Origin of the sequence: Streptomyces sp. NPDC048718, assembly GCF_043198875.1 — a bacterium.
In the GTDB taxonomy this organism is placed as follows: domain Bacteria; phylum Actinomycetota; class Actinomycetes; order Streptomycetales; family Streptomycetaceae; genus Streptomyces.
Window position 1 is genome coordinate 1 of record NZ_JBICVG010000007.1, and the last position, 23,334, is coordinate 23,334.

At 73.4% G+C, this 23,334-nt stretch carries 18 protein-coding genes and 2 pseudogenes; 10 read left to right on the top strand and 10 right to left on the bottom strand.

Annotated elements, in window-relative coordinates:
* Positions 1 to 103 precede the first annotated feature (103 nt).
* The gene (locus ACGFRB_RS14790; RefSeq protein ID WP_393243134.1) at positions 104 to 691 is read left to right on the top strand and encodes a GNAT family N-acetyltransferase; all 588 of its coding nucleotides are present in this window, start codon (positions 104 to 106) and stop codon (positions 689 to 691) included.
* A 49-nt stretch (positions 692 to 740) separates the two neighbouring features.
* Here the strand turns inward: ACGFRB_RS14790 and ACGFRB_RS14795 are convergent, their stop codons facing one another.
* Positions 741 to 1,073 (bottom strand): DUF6204 family protein, encoded by a 333-nt coding sequence (locus tag ACGFRB_RS14795; RefSeq protein ID WP_393243136.1) that lies wholly within the window; start codon positions 1,071 to 1,073, stop codon positions 741 to 743.
* 136 nt (positions 1,074 to 1,209) lie between these two features.
* On the opposite strand from ACGFRB_RS14795, the gene ACGFRB_RS14800 reads away from it, so the two are divergent.
* Positions 1,210 to 3,189, top strand: a complete 1,980-nt coding sequence (locus ACGFRB_RS14800; protein WP_393243138.1) for a DUF5107 domain-containing protein — start codon at positions 1,210 to 1,212, stop codon at positions 3,187 to 3,189.
* 103 nt (positions 3,190 to 3,292) lie between these two features.
* Here the strand turns inward: ACGFRB_RS14800 and ACGFRB_RS14805 are convergent, their stop codons facing one another.
* From ACGFRB_RS14805 to ACGFRB_RS14815, 3 genes are all read right to left on the bottom strand, one after another.
* Positions 3,293 to 4,141: a methyltransferase domain-containing protein gene (locus ACGFRB_RS14805; RefSeq protein ID WP_393243140.1), complete on the bottom strand. Its 849-nt coding sequence runs from the start codon at positions 4,139 to 4,141 to the stop codon at positions 3,293 to 3,295.
* Positions 4,142 to 4,226: 85 nt separating this feature from the next.
* Positions 4,227 to 4,745 carry a GNAT family N-acetyltransferase gene (locus ACGFRB_RS14810; protein ID WP_393243141.1) on the bottom strand — a complete coding sequence of 173 codons (519 nt, stop codon included), beginning with the start codon at positions 4,743 to 4,745 and terminating at the stop codon, positions 4,227 to 4,229.
* 48 nt (positions 4,746 to 4,793) lie between these two features.
* On the bottom strand, positions 4,794 to 5,360 hold the full coding sequence (locus ACGFRB_RS14815) for a GNAT family N-acetyltransferase (RefSeq protein WP_393243143.1): 567 nt from the start codon (positions 5,358 to 5,360) through the stop codon (positions 4,794 to 4,796).
* Between the two features lie 309 nt (positions 5,361 to 5,669).
* Between ACGFRB_RS14815 and ACGFRB_RS14820 the strand changes: the two genes are divergently transcribed.
* Positions 5,670 to 6,929, top strand: a complete 1,260-nt coding sequence (locus ACGFRB_RS14820) for an aminotransferase class I/II-fold pyridoxal phosphate-dependent enzyme (RefSeq protein ID WP_393243145.1) — start codon at positions 5,670 to 5,672, stop codon at positions 6,927 to 6,929.
* A gap of 24 nt (positions 6,930 to 6,953) precedes the next feature.
* Here the strand turns inward: ACGFRB_RS14820 and ACGFRB_RS14825 are convergent, their stop codons facing one another.
* Together ACGFRB_RS14825 and ACGFRB_RS14830 are read right to left on the bottom strand one after the other, a co-directional pair.
* Positions 6,954 to 7,631 (bottom strand): DedA family protein, encoded by a 678-nt coding sequence (locus ACGFRB_RS14825; protein ID WP_393243146.1) that lies wholly within the window; start codon positions 7,629 to 7,631, stop codon positions 6,954 to 6,956.
* Between the two features lie 175 nt (positions 7,632 to 7,806).
* Positions 7,807 to 8,580, bottom strand: coding sequence for an MBL fold metallo-hydrolase (locus ACGFRB_RS14830; protein ID WP_393243148.1), 774 nt, complete (start codon positions 8,578 to 8,580; stop codon positions 7,807 to 7,809).
* A 340-nt stretch (positions 8,581 to 8,920) separates the two neighbouring features.
* On the opposite strand from ACGFRB_RS14830, the gene ACGFRB_RS14835 reads away from it, so the two are divergent.
* The 5 genes from ACGFRB_RS14835 to ACGFRB_RS14855 all read left to right on the top strand — a co-directional run bounded on the left by ACGFRB_RS14835 (position 8,921) and on the right by ACGFRB_RS14855 (position 16,420).
* On the top strand, positions 8,921 to 9,325 hold the full coding sequence (locus ACGFRB_RS14835) for a recombinase family protein (protein WP_361225665.1): 405 nt from the start codon (positions 8,921 to 8,923) through the stop codon (positions 9,323 to 9,325).
* A 213-nt stretch (positions 9,326 to 9,538) separates the two neighbouring features.
* A complete protein-coding gene (locus tag ACGFRB_RS14840; protein WP_363012422.1) occupies positions 9,539 to 11,695 on the top strand; it encodes a phage holin family protein in 2,157 nt (718 codons plus the stop codon).
* 273 nt (positions 11,696 to 11,968) lie between these two features.
* On the top strand, positions 11,969 to 13,465 hold the full coding sequence (locus ACGFRB_RS14845; protein WP_393243645.1) for an amino acid permease: 1,497 nt from the start codon (positions 11,969 to 11,971) through the stop codon (positions 13,463 to 13,465).
* Positions 13,466 to 13,586: 121 nt separating this feature from the next.
* Positions 13,587 to 13,898: a hypothetical protein gene (locus ACGFRB_RS14850; protein ID WP_393243150.1), complete on the top strand. Its 312-nt coding sequence runs from the start codon at positions 13,587 to 13,589 to the stop codon at positions 13,896 to 13,898.
* Positions 13,899 to 16,003: 2,105 nt separating this feature from the next.
* Entirely contained in the window at positions 16,004 to 16,420 is a 417-nt protein-coding gene (locus tag ACGFRB_RS14855) for a hypothetical protein (protein ID WP_393243152.1), read from the top strand.
* On the opposite strand, the pseudogene ACGFRB_RS14860 reads toward ACGFRB_RS14855, so the two are convergent.
* Positions 16,410 to 17,218, bottom strand: a pseudogene (locus ACGFRB_RS14860) (helix-turn-helix domain-containing protein). The gene ACGFRB_RS14855 and the pseudogene ACGFRB_RS14860 overlap by 11 nt on opposite strands.
* Before the next feature lie 91 nt (positions 17,219 to 17,309).
* Here ACGFRB_RS14860 and ACGFRB_RS14865 point away from each other — a divergent pair.
* Together ACGFRB_RS14865 and ACGFRB_RS14870 are read left to right on the top strand one after the other, a co-directional pair.
* Positions 17,310 to 17,615, top strand: coding sequence for a 4a-hydroxytetrahydrobiopterin dehydratase (locus ACGFRB_RS14865; RefSeq protein ID WP_393243153.1), 306 nt, complete (start codon positions 17,310 to 17,312; stop codon positions 17,613 to 17,615).
* 161 nt (positions 17,616 to 17,776) lie between these two features.
* Positions 17,777 to 18,760 (top strand): class I SAM-dependent methyltransferase, encoded by a 984-nt coding sequence (locus ACGFRB_RS14870; protein ID WP_393243155.1) that lies wholly within the window; start codon positions 17,777 to 17,779, stop codon positions 18,758 to 18,760.
* 243 nt (positions 18,761 to 19,003) lie between these two features.
* Here ACGFRB_RS14870 and ACGFRB_RS14875 read toward each other — a convergent pair whose 3' ends face one another.
* The 3 genes and pseudogenes from ACGFRB_RS14875 to ACGFRB_RS14885 all read right to left on the bottom strand — a co-directional run bounded on the left by ACGFRB_RS14875 (position 19,004) and on the right by ACGFRB_RS14885 (position 23,235).
* Positions 19,004 to 19,798: an aldo/keto reductase gene (locus ACGFRB_RS14875; RefSeq protein ID WP_363004764.1), complete on the bottom strand. Its 795-nt coding sequence runs from the start codon at positions 19,796 to 19,798 to the stop codon at positions 19,004 to 19,006.
* A 224-nt stretch (positions 19,799 to 20,022) separates the two neighbouring features.
* Positions 20,023 to 21,852, bottom strand: a complete 1,830-nt coding sequence (locus tag ACGFRB_RS14880; protein ID WP_393243157.1) for an AMP-dependent synthetase/ligase — start codon at positions 21,850 to 21,852, stop codon at positions 20,023 to 20,025.
* Between the two features lie 398 nt (positions 21,853 to 22,250).
* Positions 22,251 to 23,235, bottom strand: a pseudogene (locus ACGFRB_RS14885) (LysR substrate-binding domain-containing protein).
* Positions 23,236 to 23,334: the final 99 nt, after the last annotated feature.

Below are 23,334 nucleotides of genomic sequence, written 5' to 3' on the forward strand. Positions count from 1 at the left end.
CACCTGGACGCTCGCCCCGACCACCGCATAAACCAAGGGGCCGTCCGGCCCACAGCCGGACAACCCCTCAGCAAGATCTTCATCAGACTTCTAGGCTGAGTCCATGATCGATGATCAAGAGAGCCGGTCCGGCCGCTACGTCGCGGCGGGTCCCCGTGTCGCCCTGCGCCCGTTCACGGCCGGTGACGCGGAGGAGTTCACGGCGCGGGCCCGGGAGAGCCGCGAGTTCCACGCGCCCTGGCTGTTCCCGCCGCTCACACCCGAGGCGTACGCGGCCTACGCCGGCCAGTTGACCGACGTCCCCACGCGGGCCGGCTTTCTCGTCTGCGACCGGGCGGACGGGACGATCGCCGGGTTCGTCAACATCAACAACATCGTCCGCGGCGCCTTTCTGTCCGGCGCCCTCGGCTACGGTGCCTTCGCGCACGCCGCCGGACGCGGGCTGCTCTCCGAGGGCCTCGGGCTCGTCGTCACGCACGCCTTCGGGCCGCTCGGGCTGCACCGCCTGGAGGCCAACATCCAGCCAGGGAACGCCGCCTCGCGCGCCCTGGTCCGGCGGGCCGGCTTCCGCCTCGAAGGGTTCTCGCCCGCGATGCTCTTCATCGACGGGGCCTGGCGGGACCATGAGCGCTGGGCGGTCACGGCCAAAGACCCCGTCCTGGCCCGCGCACGAGGCCGTGGCGGCGTCTGACCGGGGGCCGTTGCCGGGGGCACCCCGGCCCCCGGCCGGAGGCCGTCCGTCAGCGCTTGTAGTTGATCTTCATCGTGTCCATGTCGGTGACCGTGGACCGCAGGCCCTTGAAACCGTGCCCGAGGCCCCGCAGGGCCGTCTCCACCCGGTCCTCCGCGATCGCGCCCGCCATCTCCTCCCCGTCCGCGGCGTCGGAGACGACGACCAGGCGGTACGAGAAGTGCTTCAGTGTGCGGTCGTACGTGAGCGAGCCTTCCTCGGTGAACTCCATCGCCGAGATGCCGTGCGCGTCGACCTCGGCCAGCAGCCGGCCGCGGCTCGCCTCCGACAGACCGTCGAACGTTCCCCGGACGATCACCCGGTAGGTGTGCTGCTCGCTCATGTGTGATGCCTTCCTCGATGAAGGACCAAGGGTAGGACGGCCTCCTCCCACCGCAACGGAATTTCTCGGTCAAGCCCGACCGGGGGTGTTGTCCACCCCCTGGCCAGCGGTGGTTCCGGCGTGTTCCATGGTCGACATGACGACCGTACGACGTTCCGTACTCGCCCTCCCGGCGGCGCCGTTGGGCCCGGACAACCCGCTGCCCGCTCTTCGTCTGCTCGGTGGCACCCCCTTTCCCGCGGTCGACGCGCGCGACCGGGCCGAGCTGCCCCGCGACATGGCGCGCCAGCTCGGCCGTGCCCCGCTGCGCACACTGCTGCCCACTCGTGTCCGTGACGGTTATGGACGCGAACGCATTCCGACTGATCTCGACACGATCGTGATCGAGAACGACCATCTGCGGGTCACCGTTCTGCCCGGCCTCGGCGGCCGTGTCCACTCCCTCCTCCACAAGCCGACCGGCCGTGACCTCGTTTACCGCAACCCGGTGTTCCAGCCCGCGGCCTTCGCCCTCAACGGCGCCTGGTTCTCCGGCGGCATCGAGTGGAACATCGGCGCCCACGGTCACGGTCCCCTCTCCTGCTCCCCGCTGCACGCGGCGGTCGTCCCCGCGCCCGATGGCGGCCCGATGCTCCGGCTGTGGGAGTGGGAACGGCTGCGCGACCTGCCCTTCCAGGTAGACCTCTGGCTGCCGGAAGGTGCCGAGCACCTGCGGGTCGCCGTCCGGATCCGCAACCCCCACGAGCACGCCGTGCCCTGCTACTGGTGGTCCAACACCGCCGTACCCGAGGACCGCCGCGTCCTCGCGCCCGCCGACAGCGCCTGGCACTTCGGCTACGAGCGCGCGCTGCGCCGGGTCCCGGTGCCCCGCTCCGAGGGCGGCGCCGACCACACCTACCCGCTCCGCTCCGCCCACGCCGCCGACTACTTCTACGCGCTCGCCGACGGGCGGCGCCGCTGGATCGCCGCGCTCGGCGAGGACGGCACCGGACTCGTGCAGACCTCCACGGACACCCTCCTCGGCCGCAAACTGTTCCTCTGGGGCACGGCACGCGGCAGCCGGCGCTGGCAGGAATGGCTGACCGAGCCCGGCACTCCCGGGTACGCCGAGATCCAGGCCGGCCTCGCCCGCACCCAGCTGGAACACCCACCCCTGGAAGCGGGCGGGGAAGTCTCCTGGCTGGAGGTGTACGGGCCGCTCGGCGCCGACCCGGACACGGTGCACGGCACCGACTGGGCCGCCGCCCGCGGACATGTCGAGGACGCACTGGAACGGGTCCTGCCGCGGGCCGAGGTGGACGCCGCGTACGAGCAGTGGCGCGCCCACGCCGCCGACGCCGACCCGGGACCACTGCTCGCGACCGGATCGGGCTGGGGCGCGCTCGAAGTCCTGTGTCGTGGACATGTGTTGCCGGGCACACCGTTCCCGGAATCGCTGCTCGACGAGGAACAGCGGCCCTGGGTCGGCCTGTTGCGTACGGGCGGACTGTCGAACGCCCCGGAGTCCGTCGCGGCGCGCTGGACTACTCCGGTCAACGGAGTCTGGCGGGATCTGCTGGAGTCCGCCGCCCCGGCGGGCCCGTCCACCGAGTACCACCTCGGCATCGCGCAGTGGGCGGCGGGCGATCTGGCCCAGGCGGTACGGAGTTGGGAACGCGGCCTGAAGAACGCGGCCGAACGCTGGCCCCTGCTCTACTGTCTGGCCGTCGCGGACCGTGAGCGCGGACACCCGGTGCGCGCCGCCGAGCGGTTCGCGGAGGCGTACGACGCGCAGGCGCGCGGCGGAGATCCGTTCGTCGGCGCCGCGCTCGCCCGGGAGGCCGTGCCCGCCCTGCTCGCCGCCCATCGCCCGGGCCGGGCCCGCCGCATACTGGAGCGCCTCCCCGACGCGGTCCGGGCCCGTGGCGTCTTCCGGTATCTGACGGCCCGACTGCTGCTGGCGGAGGGCCGGACGGACGAGGCCCGGGCCGTCTTCGACGCGGGATTCGAGGTCGCCGATCTGCGGGAGGGCGCCGAGGAACTGGGCGGGACATGGTCCCGTATCACCGACGAACCCCTGCCGGACGCCTACGAGTTCAGGATGCGCCCGCCCGGATGGCCGACCCCGGCCGGGTGACCCCTTCGGCCCGGGCGAACTCTCCGGGCCGAACGTTCCGTCCGGCCCGTCCGGCCCGTCCGGCCCGTCCGGCCCGTCCGGCCCGTCCGGCGGGTCCGAACGGTCAGACCCGGCACAGGATTTCACCGTGCAAGACGGCGTACCAGCCGTCGTCCTGCGTGCCCCAGGCCCGCCACGCGTCCGCGATCGTCGCCGGCTCCTCGTGCGTCGCGTGGCCGAGCTCGACCGCCCGGCGGGCGTACCCGGAGTCCGTGGTGCGGTCCGCCCACATCCCGCTCCACCAGGCCCGCTCGTCCGGCGTCGCGAAACACCAGACTCCGGCTGAGGCCGTGACGTCGGTGAACCCGGCCTCGTGGGCCCAGGACACCAGACGGCGGCCGGCGTCGGGCTCCCCGCCGTTCGAGCGGGCGACCCGCCGGTACAGCTCCCGCCAGCGGTCCAGGCCCGGCGAGGCCGGGAACCAGGTGAACGCGCCGTAGTCACTGTCCCGTACGGCCACCACGCCACCCGGCCGGCACACTCGCCGCATCTCGCGCAGCGCCCGTACCGGATCCCCGACGTGCTGGAGGACCTGATGGGCGTGGACGACATCGAAGGAGTCGTCGGCGAAGTCGAGGGCGTGGACGTCCGCGACCGCGAACTCGACGTTGTCCAGGCTGCGTTCGTCCACCACGGCCTTCGCCGTGTCGAGGACGTCCGGTGCCGAGTCCACCGCGACGACCAGGCCGCCCGGTGCGACCCTTGCGGCCAGATCGGCGGAGATCGTCCCCGGTCCGCAGCCCACATCCAGGACGCGTTGGCCCGGCCGCAGCTCCGGCAGCAGGTAGGCGGCGGAGTTCTCGGCCGTACGCCAGCGGTGTGACCGCAGGACGGACTCGTGGTGGCCGTGGGTATAAACAGCGGTCTCGCGTGGCGTGGACAGCTCCGGGCGGGTGGCGCGGCGGTCGGTCATGGCCGGACTTCCTCACGGGGGTCGGGTGCGAAGCGGTGCGGTGCGGCCACGGTACGCCCGACATCCGGATAGCGAGACCCCTCTCTCAGGATATGGACAACCGGTAGGGCAGCTCGCGCAGTTCCCGGCCCCCGGTCTCCTCGGTGACGGCCTCCCCGTCCGGCCGCCAGCCGGCCGCCTCGTAGAACGCCCGTGCCCGCGCGTTGTCCTCGAACACCCACAGTCCCGCCGCCCGGAATCCGGCCGCGCGCATCGCGGCCACCGCTGCCGCGAGCAGCGCCCGCCCGATCCCGCGCCCCCAGGCCTCCGGCACGGCGTACAGCGCCGACAGCTCCGCCGTCACCGCGTCCGGCGCCGCCCCGCCGTGCCGGGCCCGGAACGAGACGAACGCCTCCACCGCCCCTGCCTCGCCCTCCGCGACCAGCACCACCGGCCCACCGGGATCCGACAGCCGCTCATGCCACGCGACCGCCCGCGCGACCGGATCGAGGGAGTCGAGATACGGCGCGGGCAGCAGGTCACGGTAGGCCGCCCGCCAGGAACGGGCATGAACGCCCGCGATCGCGGCGGCGTCGGACGGACGGGCGTGTCGGATCGTCGGCATGCCCGGCATTCTCCGGGCCGCTCACCCCGCCCGGCCACGCCTTTTCGCTCAGGAGGGCCGGCGTCGAGGCTCTTGGCGGTCGGGCCGGAGCGGCGATTCCCAGCGGCGCTCCCCGTCCTGGAATACCTCCGTCGGCGTCAGCCCGGCCGCCGCTGCCACCGCCGCCGACGCGTGATGTCCGGGGTGCACATGGGCCACGAGCGAGGGAACGCCCCGTCCGCGCAGCCAGTCGGCGAGCGCCCCCGCCGCCTCGCGGGCCAGCCCCCGGCCCTGCCAGGGGGTGCCGACCACCCACGCGATCTCGGCGCCGTCGTGCATCACGGTGGCCTGTACGGTGCCGACCGCCTCGCCCCGGCGAGGGGCGTCGCCGTGCAGCCGCAGCACCCAGTTGCACCAGGCGGCGGACCCCGCCTCGGCCGGGCCCGCGAGCAACCGGGTGTAACGCGCCCGCAGTTCGGACTCGGACATTGGGGTGCCGCCGATGAAGTCGTACAGGGCCGGATCGGCCAGGGCCACCGCCATCTCGGGCGCGTGGCCGACCCGCAGAGGCTCCAGGTCCAGCCGGGCGGTGCGCAGCGGGACGGCGGCGAAGGTGAGGGGATCGAGGGGGTGCATCCGTACAGACTGCCGTGTGGTGCAAGCCCGTTCAGCCGAATTCCGCGCGGGTATGGGTGCGCAGGGGGGCGGACATGGGCATGGGCCGCTCGCGCGCCGGCGTTCCCCCGGAGCCGCCGGTCTGGCCGCGGCCCCCTGCGCGCCCGCCCCCCTCCGGTGCGCCGGTGCACCCGCCGTTCACGATCCACCGCCCGGAGCCCGCCTCCCGGCTCCACGAACGGCGGAACCTGGCGAACCTCCGTATAAAGGACAGCGGGCAAGGGCAGTGGTGGCCTGGAGAGCGCCCTGGTGTGTCGGGAGGTGCGGGACATGCGGCAGACCGCCCCGGAGGGGCGCGGCCCGGTGCGGTACGCGCCGCCCGCGCCGGGCTCGGGGCTGCCCGTGCTGCCACGCCTCGCCGCCCTGCTCGCCGCCGCCGCGGACCGTACCGAGCCCGAGCCGCCCGGCGGCGGACCCGTGCTCCGCGAGGCGGCCGCCGGCTACTGGTGGCGGCGCGGACTGCGCACCCATCCGGAGGACGTCGTCGCCGCACCCGGCGCCCCACCCCTCCTGCTCGCCCTGCTCACCGCGCACGGCGGCGACGTTCTGCTGCCGAGGCCCTGCCCCGCCTGGTGGACCCCGCAGATCCGTCTCCTCGGCCGGCCCGCCTACCATGTGCCCACCCCCGCCGAATGCGGTGGCGTGCCCGACCCGTACGCCCTGCTGGAGACCGTGCGCCGGGTCCGCGCCGAGGGTGGCAGCCCGCGGGTGCTGCTGCTTTCCGTCGCCGACGACCCCACCGCCACCGTCGCGCCGCCCGAACTCCTGCGCGAGGCGTGCGAGGCGGCCATCGCCGAGGGCCTGCACATCGTCAGCGACGAGACCTGGCGCGACACCCTGCACCGGCCGTCCGGAACCGTGCTGCTCAGCCCCGCCGAGATGTGCCCCGAGGACGTCACCGTCCTCACCGACCTGGCCGGCGCGCTCATCCCCGCTGCCTGGCCCTGCGCCGTCGCCCGCTTCCCGCCGGGAGCGGCCGGCGGTCACCGGGCCCGTACGCTCGACATCCTCACCGCGCTCGGCGCCCTCGTGGCCACCCCCGTCGCCCCCGCCGCCGTGTACGCGCTCGGTGAACCCCCGGACGTCACGGAGCGGACCCGGCTGACGGCCGCCCTGCACGGCACGGTCGCCGCCGCCGCGCACCGCGCCGTCCTCGCCGCCGGGGCCCTCGCCCTTCCCCCGCGAGCCGGACGCCATCTCTACGCGGATCTCGGCCCGTTGCGCGCCGGACTCGCCGCACGGGGCGTCCAGGACTCCCTCGATCTGGAGATCCATCTGACCGCCCGGCTCGGCGTCCCCGTCCCTGGTGGCCATCGCTTCGGCGACGAACTCGGCGCCCTGCGCGCCCGGTTCGACACAGCCTTCTTCCTGAGTGCGGCCGAGCGGGATGAGAGGGGCGTCCTCGGAGATCTCCGCCCCGAGGAACTACCCGGTGTGGCCGAGGCGTTGGGCACCTTCGCCGCCGTACTCGACGAACTCGCGGACGGGGGAGCGGAAACGGAAGGGCCGCCCGAAGGCTCCCACGGCTGACGGTGACCCGCCGCCCGGCACCGCCTACGCGTGCTTCCCGCCGCCCGGGCCCGCCGGAGGGACCTCGTGGCGACGCTCGCCGCGCAGCCGCCGCCACAACGCCGGGATCGCACTGACCAGCACCGTGAGCCCCACCGCGGCCACCACCCCCTGCCACGGCTCCGGGAAGAGGGAGCCGCCCACGATGCCGATGAGCTGGTACGTCGCCGCCCACGCGAGGCACGCCGGCAGGTCGCCCCGGGCGAACCGGCGCAGTGGCATCCCGGCGAGCAGACAGGCCAGCATCACCGGGATCCGCCCGGCCGGCACGAGTCGCGACAGGACCAGCACCGGCACCTGATGGCTCTCCAGCCGCTCCTGCGCGTGGACCAGGTGCTCCGGGGTGACCCGGCCGCGCAGCGACGCCAGCCAGCGCGACCCGCCGCGCGAGCGGATCCCGCGCTGCCCCAGCCAGTACAGCGCCAGATCGCCCAGGAGCGCTGCGAACGACGCCACCAGGAACACGAACAGCAGCGCAAGCGGCGACGTCTGGTGGAAGGCCACCACCGCCGCCGAACTCACGATCGCGCCCGTCGGCACCACCGGCACCAGCGCGCCCAGGGCCACCAGCAGGAACAGGGAGGGATAGCCGACGGCCTGCTGCGTCGACTCGGGCGGCAGCACCGGAGCCACGGGCACCACCGTCACCAGCCGCTCGATCACCGGCCGCCCCCGAGCCGTATCCGGAACCCCGCGCCCCCGAAGCCTCGCCCATCGGACGCCCCCGGCACCGGCGCCCACATCGCGTCCACCGCCGTCACCCCGCGCGCCACGACAGCCCCGCGCACCGCGACCGCCCCGGGCGCCCCGCCCAGGGCCGTATGCCCGCCGTCCCCGCTCACCGCGCCACCTCCGGCCGGACCCGCTCGCCGTGGCCGAGCCGGTGCACCGCCACCTTCGGCGCCAGCCGGGCCGCGTGCCGGACGAACTCGTCGCCGGGGGAGTGGAACTCGTGCGGCCGCACCGCGTCCATGCCGATCGGCCAGTACGTGCCGTAGTGCACCGGCACCGCGGCCGCCGGGGACAGCACGGCGAGGGCTTCCGCCGCGCGTCCGGCGTCCAGATGACCGTGCCCCAGGTACGGACCCCAGCCGCCCACCGGCAGCAGCGCCACGTCCACCGGGCCGACCGCGTCCGCCATGCCGTCGAACAGTCCGGTGTCCCCGGCGAAGTAGGTATGGGCCTCGCCCTCCACCACGAAGCCGAGCGCGGGGGAGCGCTGCGGGCCGACCGGGAGCCGGCGCCCGTCGTGTGACGCGGGCACGGCTCGTACCCGCACCCCCTCGACCTCGGTCGACTCGCCCGGCGCGAGCTCGGTGAGCCGCAGCCCCCGCCCGTCGAGGCGGCGCAGCGCCGGTACGGCCGCGAGCGCGCCGCGCGGCACGACGACCCGCGTGCCCGGGGCGAGCCGGGCGAGGGAGGGCAGATGGAGATGGTCGGCATGCAGATGGGAGACAAGCACCGCCTCGGCCTGGGCGGCCTCCGGCGGCGGCGGCGCGCCGCGCCTGCGCCGCAGATGCGCGAAGCGGCGCGCGAAGAGCGGATCGGTGAGGAAACGGACTCCGGAGTCCTCGACGGTGCATGTGGCATGACCCCACCAGGTGATCTCCACCAGTCCGCCGCCCTCTCCGCTCCCGCGCCCGTCCGGCGCGGTGTGTGCCGATGTCCGCTGTCCGCTGCCCGTGGTGTTCCCCGGGCGGGGCCGCCGTCCGGGCCGGCCGATGGTACGGAAGTGCCGGCCCGCGGCACTTCTGTACCTCTGTACCTCTGTACCTCTGTACCTCTGTACCTCTGTACCTCTGTACCTCTGTACCTCTGTACTTCCGTGCCTCCGTATCGAGGGTAGATGTACGGCGGCGGCCCCGTACCCCGTCGGTCGGCCCGCACCGTACCCGCACCCCGGCGGTGTCCTCGCTCTCCTCGGCGACCCGCCGACGCAGTAGGGTCGGGCCATGGACGACGTTCGGGTGGCGGCGATCGCCAGCCTCACCCCGCTCGAAGAGCTCGACGACGACCCTTTTCTGGTCGACACCCGCAGCCAGCACGCCATGTGCGCCCGCTGGGCCGACGCCAACGGCTACGTGGTGACCCGCGAGATCCTCTGCTACGGCCTCAGACCCGATCACGACGCGCTGTGGGCGGACGTCGACGAGGGGGCCGTGGACGTCTTCGTCGCGCCGAACGAGCGCGTGCTGGCCCGTGCGCTGGCCGACGTCTCCGGCTTCCTCGCCGAGTGCGTCCGGCGCGGGGTCCGGCTGGAGACCGCCGGGTTCGACGAGCCCGCGTACGACGGGCCGACGAAGGCGCGGGTGCATCGCAGGCTCTCGATGCCCACGGCCGGATACGACGGATCCTGAACCTATTCGAACGCCCCCGGAGGCCCCACCCGGGCCTCCGGCCCTCCCGTATCCCGACCCCTATCCCGCCCCGCATCCCGACCCGTGCCCCGCCCCGGCCGGCCGCCGCGCCCCCGCCGCCGTCCCACCGCGCCCCGTCGCTGCACGACCGGCACCGCTTCCAGCCCGCTGTGCCAGTCTTGAGACAGGAAACGGGTGAAAGGTGAACGAGGCGTGGGTGAACGGCGAGGGCGGTCCGGTCGCTGGCGGAGCGCCGGGGGCACGCTGCTGCGGGTGATCACGGTCTGGGCGGTCTCCACCCTCACCCTCCTGGTCCTCGCCGCCGTGCTCCCCGACTTCCGGCTCCAGTCCCGCGACGGCGACAGCGTCACCCGGATCGCGCTCACCGCCGCCTGGGGAGCGGGGGCCTTCGGTCTGCTCGGCGCGCTCGTCTGGCGGCTGATCGTCCGGGCCCTGCTGCTCGTCCCCGCGCTCGTCCTCGGCCTGCTGGTCTTCTTCCTCAACGGCTCGCTGCTGCTTCTCGCGCTCCGGCTGATACCCGACGGGCGCGGCGCCGTCGCCCCGGAGACCGCCGTCGTGGTCGCCGCCGTGATGTCGGCCGTCGCCTCGGCCACCTCCACCGCCCTCGCCGTACGGGACGACGAGGCGTACCGGCGCCGGTTGTACCGGCTCACCGACCGCACCCGCCCGCGGATCGCCCGAGGTGGGCCAGAGGCCGCCCCCGGGACCGTCTTCCTCCAGCTCGACGGCGTCGGCCACCGGGTGCTGCGCGACGCCGTCGCCGACGGCCGGATGCCCACCGTCGCCGAGTGGCTGGCCGGGACCCACACCCTCACCCCGTGGCGTACGGACTGGTCGAGCCAGACCGGCGCCAGCCAGCTCGGCATCCTGCACGGCTCCAACGAGGACGTACCCGCCTTCCGCTGGTACGAGAAGGACACCGGCCGGCTCATGGTGTCCAACCGGCCGGCGAGCGCCGTCGAACTCCAGCGCAGGGCCATCGAGCGCACCGGCCACGGCGGGCTGCTCGCCGACGACGGCGCCTCGCGCGGCAACCTCTTCAGCGGCGGCGCCGAGCAGCTCGCCCTCGTCCTGTCGACGGCCGCCCGCCGGGGCCCGCACAACCGCTCGCGCGCCGGCTACTTCGCGTACTTCTCCGACCCCGCCAACGCCGTCCGCACCGCCGGCTCCCTCCTCGCCGAGGTGCTGCGCGAGATGGTCCAGTCGACCCGCGCCCTGCTGCGCCGCGACACCCCGCGCGTCGGACGCGGCGGGCTCTACCCCTTCGTCCGTGCCTTCGCCACGGTCGTGGAGCGCGACGTGGTGGTCTCGGCCGTCATGGGTGACATGCTCGCCGGGCGGACCGCCGTCTACGCCGACCTGGTGGCCTACGACGAGGTCGCCCACCACTCCGGCCCCCGAAGCCGCGACACCCACCAGGTCCTCGCCCGGCTCGACCGGTCGATCGCCCTGATCGCGAAGGTCGCCGAGCACGCGCCCCGCCCGTACCGGATCGTGCTCCTGTCCGACCACGGACAGAGCCCCGGGGAGACCTTCGCGTCCGCGTACGGGCTCACGCTGCGCGATCTCGTACGGGCCGGGTGCGGGCTGCCCGTGCCGCGCCGGGTACGGCGGACGCACAGCGGCTCCGAGGCCCGGGACGCGGCCCGCGAGGCGCTGCGCGGCGCGCTGCACCGGCCGGTGGACCAGGAGGGCGAGGCCGGGCCTGAGGGGCAGGAGGCGGCGGCGGTGGCCGCGGCGCGGGCGCCCGAGCCGGTGGTCCTGGCCTCCGGGAACCTGGGCCTGGTGTCGTTCCCCGGCGTGCCACACCGGATGACCCGGGAGGAGATCGACCGGCTGCATCCCGGGCTGCTGCGCACCCTGGCCGAGCACCCGGGGATCGGCTTTCTCCTGGTCGCGAGCGAGGAGCACGGCTCGGTGGTGCTGGCGCGCGACGGCGTCGAGGCGCCGCTCGCCGGGCTGACCGACGAGGCGCCCGGGCCGCTGGCCGCGTTCGGGCCGGGCGCGGCGGACGCGGTGCGGCGCACGGACGGCTTCCCGCACGTCGCCGACATCATGGTCAACTCGATGCACGATCCCGAGACCGGCACGGTGCACGCGTTCGAGGAGCAGATCGGCTCGCACGGAGGGCTGGGCGGGGAGCAGGGGGAGCCGTTCCTGCTCTGGCCGCGCGAGCTGACGGCGCCCCCGGCCGGGCTGGTGGGCGCCGAGCGGGTGCACCGGGTGCTGCGGGGCTGGCTGGGGGAGAGTGGCGGCCCGCAGGTGCCGCTGAAGATTTCGCTGTCAAATGATCAAACGGAAGCAGTTATTCCGGTTAACGGACCGGTCACGCGCAATAACGAACGGTGATTTGGCACGCCATCGCGGCGGGCGGACCATGGGGACGCTTGACATGACGAGAGGTTGTTCGACGAGAGGCGCACCACCCGCATGAGCACGGCCCCCACCGCCGCGAGCCAGGACCCCACCGCGGTCCCGGCCGGCACCCCGGTCCCGGCTTCGGCACCGGTTCTCGACCAGAACCAGAACCAGAACCAGGCCCTCGACCGCGACTCCGCGACCGGGACGACCCCGGCCGCGACGACCACCCTGGCCCCCTCGGCCCCCTCGGCCCCCTCGGGCATGGGAACCGACCCGGCTGCGGGGACCACCGCCGGCGGGCCTCCGTCAGGGAAGCACACCCGCGGCTTCGGACTTCCCGTCGCCACCGCCCTGGTCATGGGCAACATCATCGGTGGCGGCATCTTCCTCCTTCCGGCGTCGGTCGCCCCGTTCGGCACGATCAGCCTGCTGGCCTTCGGCATCCTCACCCTCGGCGCGATCTCCCTGGCCCTGGTCTTCGGCCGGCTCGCCCGCCGTCTCCCGAAGACCGGCGGCCCCTACGTCTACGCCCGTGCCGCCTTCGGCGACTTCGCCGGCTTCCTCGCCGCCTGGTCGTACTGGATCACCGCCTGGGTCTCCAACGCCGCGCTCGCGGTCGCCGCCGTCGGCTATCTCGATGTCCTCGTCCCCGTACACGAGTCGACGTTCCTGACGATCGTCGCCGCGCTGTCCTTCCAGTGGCTGCCCGGCCTCGCGAACCTGGCCGGTACCCGCTATGTCGGCGCCGTGCAGGTCGTCGCGACCGTGCTCAAGTTCGTACCGCTGCTCCTGGTCGCCATCGGCGGGTTCTTCTTCTTCGACTCGGCGAACCTCGGCCCCTTCCAGGCGACCGAGGGCAGCCCGCTCGGTGCGATCTCCGCGTCCGCCGCGATCCTGCTGTTCAGCTACCTCGGCGTCGAGTCCGCAGCCGTCAGCGCGGGCGAGGTCCGCAACCCGCGCCGCAACGTCGGGCGCGCCACCGTCCTCGGCACCATCGCCGCGGCCGCGCTCTACCTGCTCGGCACGCTCTCGGTTTTCGGCACCGTGGCCCACGACAAGCTGGTCCACTCCACGGCGCCCTTCTCCGATGCCACGAACATCATGTTCGGCGGCTCGTGGGGCGGTGTGGCCGTCGCCTGCATGGCCATGGTCTCGATCCTGGGCGCGCTCAACGGCTGGACCCTGCTGAGCGCGCAGGCACCGTACGCCGCCGCCCGCGACGGGCTGTTCCCGAAGGCCTTCACGATCAAGCGGCGGGGTGTCCCGACGTTCGGTGTCATCGTCACCGTGGCCCTCGCGTCGATGCTGACGATCTACAACTACACGGCCGGCACCAAGGGCGTCTTCGAGATGCTGGTCCTGGTCACCACCTTCACGGCCACGGTGCCGTACCTGCTCTCCACGGCCGCGCAGATCTACTTCCTGCTCTCCGGGCAGAAGGAGAAGGTCTCCCGGGCTCATCTCGTACGCGACGGAATCCTGGCGCTGGCCGCCTTCGGCTTCTCGATCTGGCTGGTCGCGGGTGCCGGGTACGAGGCGGTCTACCAGGGCGTGCTCTTCCTGTTCGTCGGTGTCCTCGTGTACGCGGTGATGGCGGCCCGCAAGGGGCGCGCGGCGCGGAGCGGCGCCGAGGGCCGGGAAGACGGCGAGAGTGGCGTGAGCCGGGCCGACGTGAGCCGGGCCGACGAGGGTCGGGACGGCGAGGACCTGGAGGCTGAGAGCCAGGTAGCCATGGGCCGTAAGGGTGCGGCCCCGTAGGTCAACACGGCTGCGGAATGAACCCCTGAGGGTGAAATTCGGGGCGCTGGTGTAGGCCGTCCGGGGGGTTCGCCGGGCGAGTCGGCACACGAGGCCCGTGCGGCGGGCAAAACGGACCACCGTGAGGTCCCCTGTCCGGTACGCGCTCGCGGTGCTGCTCGTGTTCGCAGCGCTGCTTGGCGCGGGCGCGGGAGCGGGTCCCGCGATCCCGGAGACGGAGACGCGGAGCGCGGCGGTCGCGGCCGATCCGAGTCCGGAGACGCACGACGAGGTCGAGGACGAGGACGCCGTATCCGTACGAGGGGTGCGGTGCCCGGCCCTGCCCGGGCGGCCCTGGCGTCTGCCGGCCGCTCTGGCCCTCGCGCCGATTCTTGTGCCGCTTCCGCCCGTCCAGGGCGAAGGGGCTTCGCGGTCGACGGTGATGCGGTGCTGAGAGAGCTGGTCTCTCTCGCACCTTTCTCGCCTCCGATCGTCAGGAGTCCCGTCATGCCCGTCGACTTTTTCGCCGTGCTCAACGCGCTGCTGCGCGCTGAAGCCTCCCGCAAGAACCGCCCGGCCTGCTCCTCCGGCCCGGTCCACCCGCCCCGGGCCCCCGAGCCCGCGCCCGTGTCCGAGTCCCTGCCCGAGCGCGAGCCTGCGGCCGCGTCCGCGACCGCTTCCGCGGCTGGGTTGGGAGCCGAGGCAGGGCCCGGTCCTCGCTCCGAACCAGATCCAGACACGGACAGCCGTACGACCTGATGACGCCGTAGGGCGTTGACCCTTCCCCTGGGTGAAGCGATGCGCGAGATCTGTGGGGTGTACGGGGGCGGGCGCATGGCTTCGGGTGGGGGGTAGTTCGTGGGACCTGGCCTCTGACGCGTGGGCGTCGGGGGCCGGGTGTCGTTTGGGGTGGGTGGGTGGGTCGTGAGTGCGGGTCAGGGCGGGTCCTGTGGGTGGGCGTGTCTGGTGGGTTCGGGTGGTGGCCCGCCCTCTTTCCGAGTGTGGCCCCCTTCGCCGGTCCCTCAAGGGCGCTCCCTTCGGTCGCGTCGCTTGCGCGATGGCCTTCGGCCACCCTTGACCGCCCGGCTGCGGGGGCCTTTTCACACTCGGAGGGCGGGCCGGGGGAAAGGGTCCACGCGGGGGCTGTCTTGTCCGTCGGCCGCCGTGGGCGGGTGGCGGGCCGGTGGTCGGGGTGGGGTCCGGGTATCGCTCCGGTCGGCTTGTCGGGTGCGGGCCGGTGGGGTGGGGCTCGGCTTGTAGCCGGGGTGGGCGGGACTCTGTCCGCTGGTTTGGGGTGCGCGGTCGTGGAGTGGGGCGGCCCGGGCCGGCTCAGCGGCCAGCCGCCGTCAGTGGGCTGGGATTCATGCCCCGCTGGTCACCCCCGGTGGGCGGGGACGGGGGAAACCCCGCTCGCGCGGTGATGGAGCTGGCCTGGATCGCCTCTGGAGTCACACCAGTTCACACCCGCCCCACGGTGGGCGCGGAGTATCGCCTTCCGCCCCGGGCCATGTGAGTAAGTGCGCTCGCGAGCGTCCGGGAGTGCCTCTGAAGTCACAGGAGTTCACTCCCGTCCCATTTCCGGCGGGGATTTCGACTTACCCACCCGCCGGACGAAGGAACTGCGCACGCGAGCGCCCCCGTTCGCCCCTGCCGTCACGCGAGTCGCATCCGGCCCGCCGAGGGGCGGAGCGGAACCTTCCGTCCGACCGTGCGAGTTAGTGTGCTCGCGAGCGCCCGGGAGGGCCTCTGGAGTCACGGGAGTTCTAAATTGCCCTATTTGAAGTGGGAATGTTGGCTTAAGTCGCACCTTGGTAAAGTGGGTAAAATCAGGGGTCTGGCGATGTGAAGCCGCAGGTCGGCTCCTGTGGTCCCCGCGCACGCGGGGGTGATGTTCATGCGGGCGCTTGCCGGTTCTTCAGTGCCACCGGGCGGTGACCAGCGGGGCATGAATCCCGGCCGACCGGCGGCGGTCATTCGCTGAGCCGGGCCGGGCCGCCCCATTTCACTGTTGCGCACCCCGGGCCGGCGGGCGCGGTCTCACCGGCCCGGGCCGCAAACTCAGCCCCACCCCACAGGCCTGCGGACATCAAGCCGACCGGAGCGATACCCGGGCCCCGCCCCGACCCCCGACCCGCCGCCCGCCCACGGCGCCCAGCGCGAGCATCGCCCCCGCGTGGACCTTTCCCCGGGCCGCCCTCCGAGAGTGTTTTTCGCGCCTGGAAGCGCCGGGTCAAGGGTGGGCGCAGCCCATCGCGCCAGCGACGCGACGAAGGAGCGCCCTTGACGCGGCGGTGGAAGGCGCGACTCTCGGAAGGAGGGCGGACACCACGTCACACCCCACTCGCACCCCGCGCTATGACACGCCCCGCCCACCCCGTGTGGGTCGCACCCCCCTGCCCCCCCGCCTTACCTCCGAGGTCATCGACCCACGCGAACGTCACCGACATCATCGAGGCACCGGGTCCCGGGCGGCGCACTCCGTCCGGGGCTCCGGGCCTCCACTCGCACCCCACCCCACCCACCCCACCCCCCCCGTGGGGCTTCCGAAGAGAACCCGTCATGTCCCAGACCCTGCTCGCCGGTCTCGCCCGCACCTCCGTGCCGCGCAGCGCGCTGCGCCGGTTCCTGGGGCTCGACGCCATCGTCACCGGCGTGAACGGGATCGCCTACCTCGCCGCCTCCGGGCCCCTCGCCGAACTCCTCGGTGTCGGACGCACCTTGCTGCTCGGGCTCGGGGTCTTCCTCACCCTGTACGCGGCGGGCGTCGCCTGGCTCGCGAGCCGTCCGCAGCCGCCCGCGCTCGGGGTCCGCGCCGTCGTCGAGGCCAACCTGGCCTGGGCGATCGCCAGTATCGCCGCACTCGCCCTCTGGCTGGAGCCCACCACGGCGGGCGCGGTCTGGACCCTCCTCCAGGCCGGCACCGTCGCCGGCTTCGCCGCGCTCCAGTGGGCCGCCCTGCGGGCCGCTACACCGTGAGCGAGCGCAGGTAGGAGACCGTCGCCTCGTCGGCCGGGAGCATCGTCTCGATGGCCAGCTCGGCGACGGTCACGTCCATCGGCGTGTTGAAGGTCGAGATCGAGGAGACGAACGACAGCAGACGACCGTCGTGTTCGATCCGCAGCGGCAGCGCGAAGTACGGGTACGGGTCCGGGTCCTCCCGGTCGTCGGGGTCCGTGGTGCCCTCGGGCAGCGAGTACGCCGCCACCTCGTCGTACAGCGCCCGCAGCGCTGCCGACCGGTCCAGCGCGATCTGACGCTCCATCTGCGCCAGCAGATGGCCCCGCCATTCGCGCAGATTCCGGATGCGCGGCGCGAGCCCCTCCGGGTGCAGGGTGATCCGCATGGCGTTCAGCGCGGGGTCAGAAGATGCTCGGGCAGCCCCGCGAGCATCGCCTGCATGCCCTGGTTGGCCGCCACCACGGTGTACGCGCCGTCGACGACGATCGCCGGGTACGGCTCGTACCCCCGCAGCAGCCGCTCGATGCCCTCCCGCAGTGTGCCGAGCCTCGGGTCGTCGAGGGCGGACTCGGTGTAGCGCGGTGCGTAACCCGCCGCCAGCAGCAGGGCGTTGCGCTCGCGCACCGGTACGTCGAGGTGTTCGGCGAGCCGCAGCACCATCTCTTCGCTGGGCCGCGAGCGGCCGTTCTCGATGAAGGAGATGTGCCGCGCGGACGAGTCGGCGCGCAGCGCCAGCTCCAGTTGGCTCAGTCGCCGCCGCAGCCGCCAGCGGCGCAGCAGCGGGCCCACATTTGTGTCGCTCGCGACAGTCGTCATGGGCAGACGGTATCCCAGAGGGGGACCCGGGTATTTCTTTCGGATCCACACTGTCCCCCCACCCGTTCCACCCCCTCGAAAGGGAGCATCCGTGCCCACACAGCCCTTGTCGCAGAAGGAGATCGAGGACCGACTGCGGGAGCTGCCCGGCTGGTCCGCGGCGGACGACCGCCTCACGCGCGACTTCCATCTCGCCGACCACTTCGCCGCCACCGCGTTCGTCGTCCACATCGCCCAGATCCAGCAGGAACTCGACCATCACGCCGATCTGACACTCGGTTACAACACCGTCGCGTTCTCCGTCCACACCCACTCGGTCGGCGGCGCCCTCACCGAGAAGGACTTCGCCCTGGCCGAACGCGTCCACGCGGCGGCCCCGAGCCACGGAGCCGAGTAGGCCGCACCCTCCCGCGCGCCGGGGTACGGCCCTTCCGGCGTCCTCGCCGGCGCGCGGGATCGGCCCGCGGGGAACGCCGGGACGGTGATCAGGTGAGCCCGTCCTTGCCGGAACGGCAAGTTTCCTCGCCGGTTCGGCAGCAGGTACCGCACGCTGTCCCCATGAGCGCACACCAGCACGGCCAGACGAAGCACGGTCACGGAAACCATGGCGCCGGAAACCATGGTGCTGGAGACCACGGTCAGGGAACCCATGGGCACGGGAACCACCGCCACGGTCATGGCCATGGAGGCCACGACCACACCCACCTCGACTGGGCCGAGATGGCTCCCCTGCTGATCCAGCAGGCCGAGACCCAGAGCCCGCTCTACACGGAGGCCGCCTCCTGGCTCGCCTCCCTCGCCCCGGCCGCCCGGGTCCGCCGGGTCCTGGACGTCGGCAGCGGGCCCGGGGTCGTCACCGCGCTGCTCGCCGAGGCGTTCCCCGAGGCCGAGGTCGTCGCCGTGGACGCGACCCCGGAGCTTCTCGCACTCGCCCGGGAACGCGCCGACGCCCGAGGGGTCGGCGACCGGGTCACCACCCTGCGCGCCGAACTTCCGGGCGACTTCGCCGCCCTCGGCACCGCCGACCTCGTCTGGGCCAGCAACTCCCTGCACCACATCGGAGACCAGCGTGCCGCCCTGGCCTCGTTCGCGGAGGTGCTGAACCCGGGCGGACTCATCGCGCTCGCCGAAGGCGGTCTGCCGGCCCGTCACCTGCCGTGGAACGCCGGCGTCGGCCGTCCGGGCCTGGAGGCCCGGCTCGACGCCGCCCAGGCCGAGTGGTTCGGCGCGATGCGGTCCGCACTGCCCGACAGCAAGGAGGAAATCGACGACTGGAACGCTCTGCTGACCGCCGCCGGACTCACCCCGAGCGGCACCCGCAGCTTCCTGTCCGACGTCCCCGCGCCGCTGCCCGACGCCGTACGCGGCCAGATCGTCGCGCACTACGAGCGGCAGCGGGAGGGGCTCGCCGAGCATCTGGCGGACGACGACCGTGCCGCCCTCGACCGGCTGCTCGACCCGGCCGACCCGCTCTCGCTGCACCGCCGCCCGGACGTCTTCCTGCTCGCGGCCCGCACCGTCCACACGGCACGCCGGGACTGACCCCCGGTGGCCGTCCCACCGCCGGATGCCCCGGCGGGGCATCCGGACAGCCTGGCTGCCGGACCACGAGGACAGGGCCGTACGCTCCGCACACGTGGCCCCGCCACATGTGCCCCGGCCACATACCCCCGGACAGCACGACGGCGGCCCGGTGACACCCCGTACGGGAATGCCACCGGACCGCCGTTCACCGGATCAGGCGCGAGACCAAGCGCGAGACCAGGCGTGAGATCAGACGCGGGCTCAGGCGCCGGCGTTGAACTCCGCCGGGTTCGGGCCCAGGCGGCGGCCCTCGTCGAGCGCGCTGATCGCGGCCAGGTCCTCGGCGTCCAGCTCGAAGTCGAAGACCTCGATGTTCTCCCGGATCCGGGAGGGGGTGACCGACTTCGGGATCACCACGTTGCCGGTCTGGAGGTGCCAGCGCAGCACCACCTGGGCCGGGGAGCGATCGTGCTTGCGGGCGATCGCCACGATCGCGGGGACCTCCAGGAGGCCCTTGCCGGAGCCGAGCGGCGACCACGCCTCGGTCGCGATGCCGTGCTTGGCGTGCAGCGCGCGGGACTCGGCCTGCTGGAGCTGCGGGTGCAGCTCGATCTGGTTGACGGCGGGGACCACCGAGGTCTCGCCCAGCAGCCGCTCCAGGTGCTCCGGCTGGAAGTTCGACACGCCGATCGCCTTGGCACGGCCGTCCGCGAGGATCTTCTCGAACGCCTTGTACGTGTCGACGTACGCGTCCTTCGCCGGCACCGGCCAGTGGATCAGGTACAGGTCCACGTAGTCGAGGCCGAGACGGTCCAGCGAGGCGTCGAACGCGCGCAGCGTCGAGTCGTGGCCCTGCTGGTCGTTCCAGAGCTTGGTGGTGACGAAGAGTTCCTCGCGGGGGAGGCCCGAGGCGGCGAGGGCCTTGCCGGTGCCGGCCTCGTTCCCGTAGATCGCGGCGGTGTCGATGGAGCGGTAGCCCGCGTCCAGCGCCGTGGCGACGGCCTTCTCGGCCTCTGCGTCCGGCACCTGCCAGACGCCGAAGCCCAGCTGCGGCATGCGTACGCCGTTGTTGAGGGTGAGGAAGGGAACCTTGCTGTCCGTGGTCACGGGGAAGCGTTCCTAACGTCGTCGTGGGTGTTCGTATTCCTTCCCCCTTCAACGGACGAAGACCCGGTCGCATTCCGCCTCCGGCGGACGAATCCGCAGGTCCGGAGAGTTTTCGGAGCCGCGGAGGTGCTCACCCGGACACGGGCGGGGTCCGGGCGCCGCCCCGGCCCCGCTCAGCGGTACAGCGCCTCGACCTCCTTCGCGTACACCTGCTCGATGGCGCGTCGCTTCAGCTTCAGGGACGGAGTGAGAAGCCCGTGCTCCTCACTGAACGGATGGGCCAGGATCCGGAAGGTCCGGATCGACTCGGCCTGTGACACGCGCGTGTTCGCCGCCACCACCGCCCGCCGGATCTCCGCTTCCAGGGCCGCGTCGCGCACCAGCTCGGCGGTCGGCAGCGCCGGCCGTTCCCGCATCGCCAGCCAGTGCTCCACCGACTCCTGGTCCAGGGTGACCAGCGCGGCGATGTACGGCCGGTCGTTGCCGACCACGACGCACTGCGCCACCAGCGGATGCGCCCGCACCCGCTCCTCCAGGGGGGCCGGCGAGACGCTCTTGCCGCCCGAGGTCACCAGGATCTCCTTCTTCCGCCCGGTGATCGTCAGATAGCCGTCCTCGTCGAGCGCCCCCAGATCGCCAGTCGCCAGCCAGCCGTCGTTGAGGACCGCGCCGGTCGCCTCCGGGGCGTTCAGATATCCCGAGAAGACATGACCGCCGTGCAGCCACACCTCGCCGTCCTCCGCGATGTGCACCGTCGTGCCCGGCACCGGCTGCCCGACCGTCCCGTACCGGGTCCGCTCGGGCGGGTTCGCCGTCGCCGCCGCCGTCGACTCCGTCAGGCCGTACCCTTCGAAGATCGTCACACCCGCGCCCTCGAAGAACAGCCCGAGCCGCCGGTCCATGCCCGAACCGCCCGACATCGCGTGCCGCACCCGGCCGCCGAGCGCGGCGCGGACCTTCGCGTACACGGTCTTCTCGAAGAACTGGTGCTGCATCCGCAGCCCCGCCGACGGCCCCGGGCCGAGTCCGAAGGACTTGTGCTCCAGCGCCTCCGCGTAGCGCACCGCCACGTCCACGGCCTTGTCGAACGCGGCCCGCCGCCCCTCCGTCTCGGCCTTGCGGCGGGCGGCGTGGAAGAGCTTCTCGAAGATGTACGGCACGGCCAGGACGAAGGTGGGCCGGAAGACCTGGAGGTCCGCCAGCAGCTCCGCGGCGGCCATCACCGGTTGATGGCCCAGCTTCACCCGGCCCCGGATCGCCGCCACCTCCACCATCCGCCCGAAGACGTGCGCGAGCGGCAGGAACAGCAGCGTCGACGCCTCGTCGCCGGCGCGGGAGCGGAACACCGGATCCCAGCGCCCGGTCATCGTGTCCGCCTCGAACATCAGGTTCGCGTGGGTGATCACACAGCCCTTGGGGCGGCCCGTGGTCCCCGAGGTGTAGATCACCGTGGCCACCGAGTCCGGCGTCACCGCCCGGCGGTGCCGGTGCACCGTCTCGTCGTCGATGCCCGCGCCCGCCGCCGTCAGTTCGGCGACCGCGCCGGCCCCCGCGTCGAGCTGCCACAGCCGCTGCAGCCGGGGCAGCCGGTCGATCACCGAACCGATCGTCATCGCGTGGTCCTCGTGTTCCACCACGCACGCCGTGACCTCGGCGTCGTGCAGCATCCAGTGCACCTGGTCGGCGGAGGAGGTCGGATAGACCGGCACCGGCTGCGCCCCGAGCGTCCACAGCGCGAAGTCGAACAGCGTCCACTCGTAGCGGGTACGTGCCATGATCGCGACCCGGTCGCCGAACCGCACCCCCTCGGCGATGAGCCCCTTGGCGAGCGCGAGCACCTCGTCGCGGAACCCGGCCGCTGTGACGTCCCGCCACTGCCCGTCGGCGCCCCGCCGGCCCAGCGCGGGCCGCTCCGGCTCCCGCTCGGCGTACTCGAACACCGCGTCCGCCAGACCGCCGGCCGAAGGCGCCGCCTCGACGGGCGGCACGGTGAACTCGCGCACTGGCCTGCTCCCCTCACCCGTAGCCGTATCGACGTCACGTTTGTCACGCTCCGTACGGCGCGGAACCTACCCCACGCGGGGGCCCGGCGGGAGCCCCTTTCACGAAGCCGCGACATTGCGTGTATCGGCAGGTCAGGGGCGGGGGAGGAGGAGCGGCGGGACCTTCAGGAGGCCCCTGTGTGACCGTGGGTAAGCCCTGGTCGGGGGCAATCTCCACGGAATCTGTACGGCCTGCTCACCGGGGCCTCGCGCGGACGGGCCCGAGAGCCGGCCGAGAGTCCGGGGCCGCCGAGGGGCGGGGGTTGCCGGAATGTGGGGGCGGGGCGCGGGGCGGTGGGCCTGCGGAGGTCGGGCCCCGACGGTCGGGGCAGCGGGACGTCCCGGCTCCAGTGGTCGGCTCAGCCGGGCCGGTGCAGCCGGTCGCCGCCCGCCAGGATCGCCGCGGCGAGGGCGTCGGCCGCGTCCTGGGAAGCCCCGCGCCGGCGTCCCTTGCGCAGAACGAAGTCGACCGGTCCGAGCTCGGGCAGCCCCGCCCGGGCGGGCAGTTCGACCAGGCCGGACGGCATCAGACCACGGCTGTGCGCCATCACCCCGAGCCCGGCCCGGGCCGCCGCCACGTTGGCGCTCAGGCTCGTACTCGTACACGCGATCCGCCACGGCCGGCCCTGGACCCGCAACGCCTCCAGCGCGCGGGCGCGGGTGATGCCGGGGGCGGGGAAGAGGATGAGCGGTACCGGGCGGTCCGGGTCGAGCCGCAGCCCGGGGCGCGCCGATCCAGACGAGCACGTCCCGCCGGACCAGCTCCTCACCGGATGCGCGGGATGCGCCGGATGCGCGGGACGGGCCGGGCTCACCGGGCTCGCCGGACGAATCCGCCGTCTCCGCCGCCCTTCCGGCGTGCTTCCCGTCCGCCGGCCTCCCCGGGGCGCCGCCCCGCTTGGCCAGCACCAGATCGAGTCGGCCCGCGTCGAGACGCGCCTGGAGGGTGCCGGACAGCTCGACGGTCAACTCCAGGTCGACATCCGGGTGTTCGCGCCGGAAGGCCTCCAGGATCTCCGGCAGCCGAGTCGTGACGAAGTCCTCCGAGACGCCGAACCGCAGCCGCCCGCGCAGCCGGGTCCCGGTGAAGAACGCCGCCGCGCGCTCGTGCGCCTCCAGGATCGTCCGGGCGAAGCCGAGCAGCGCCTCGCCGTCCTCGGTCAGCTCCACCGAGTGCGTGTCCCGGACGAACAGCGGCCGACCGGTCGCGGCTTCCAGCCGCCGTACCTGCTGGCTGACGGTCGACTGGCGCAGCCCGAGCCGACAGGCCGCCCGTGTGAAGCTCAGGGTCTGCGCGACCGCGAGGAAGGTGCGCAGCTGGGTCGGCTCGTAGAGGGCGGGCATGGGCGACAGGGTAGGGCCTCGCGCGCACGGCTCCGAGCCCTGCGCTCACGGCACTCCGTGACAGGGGGCACCCGCCTCCCCGGCACTCGGGTCGGTCAT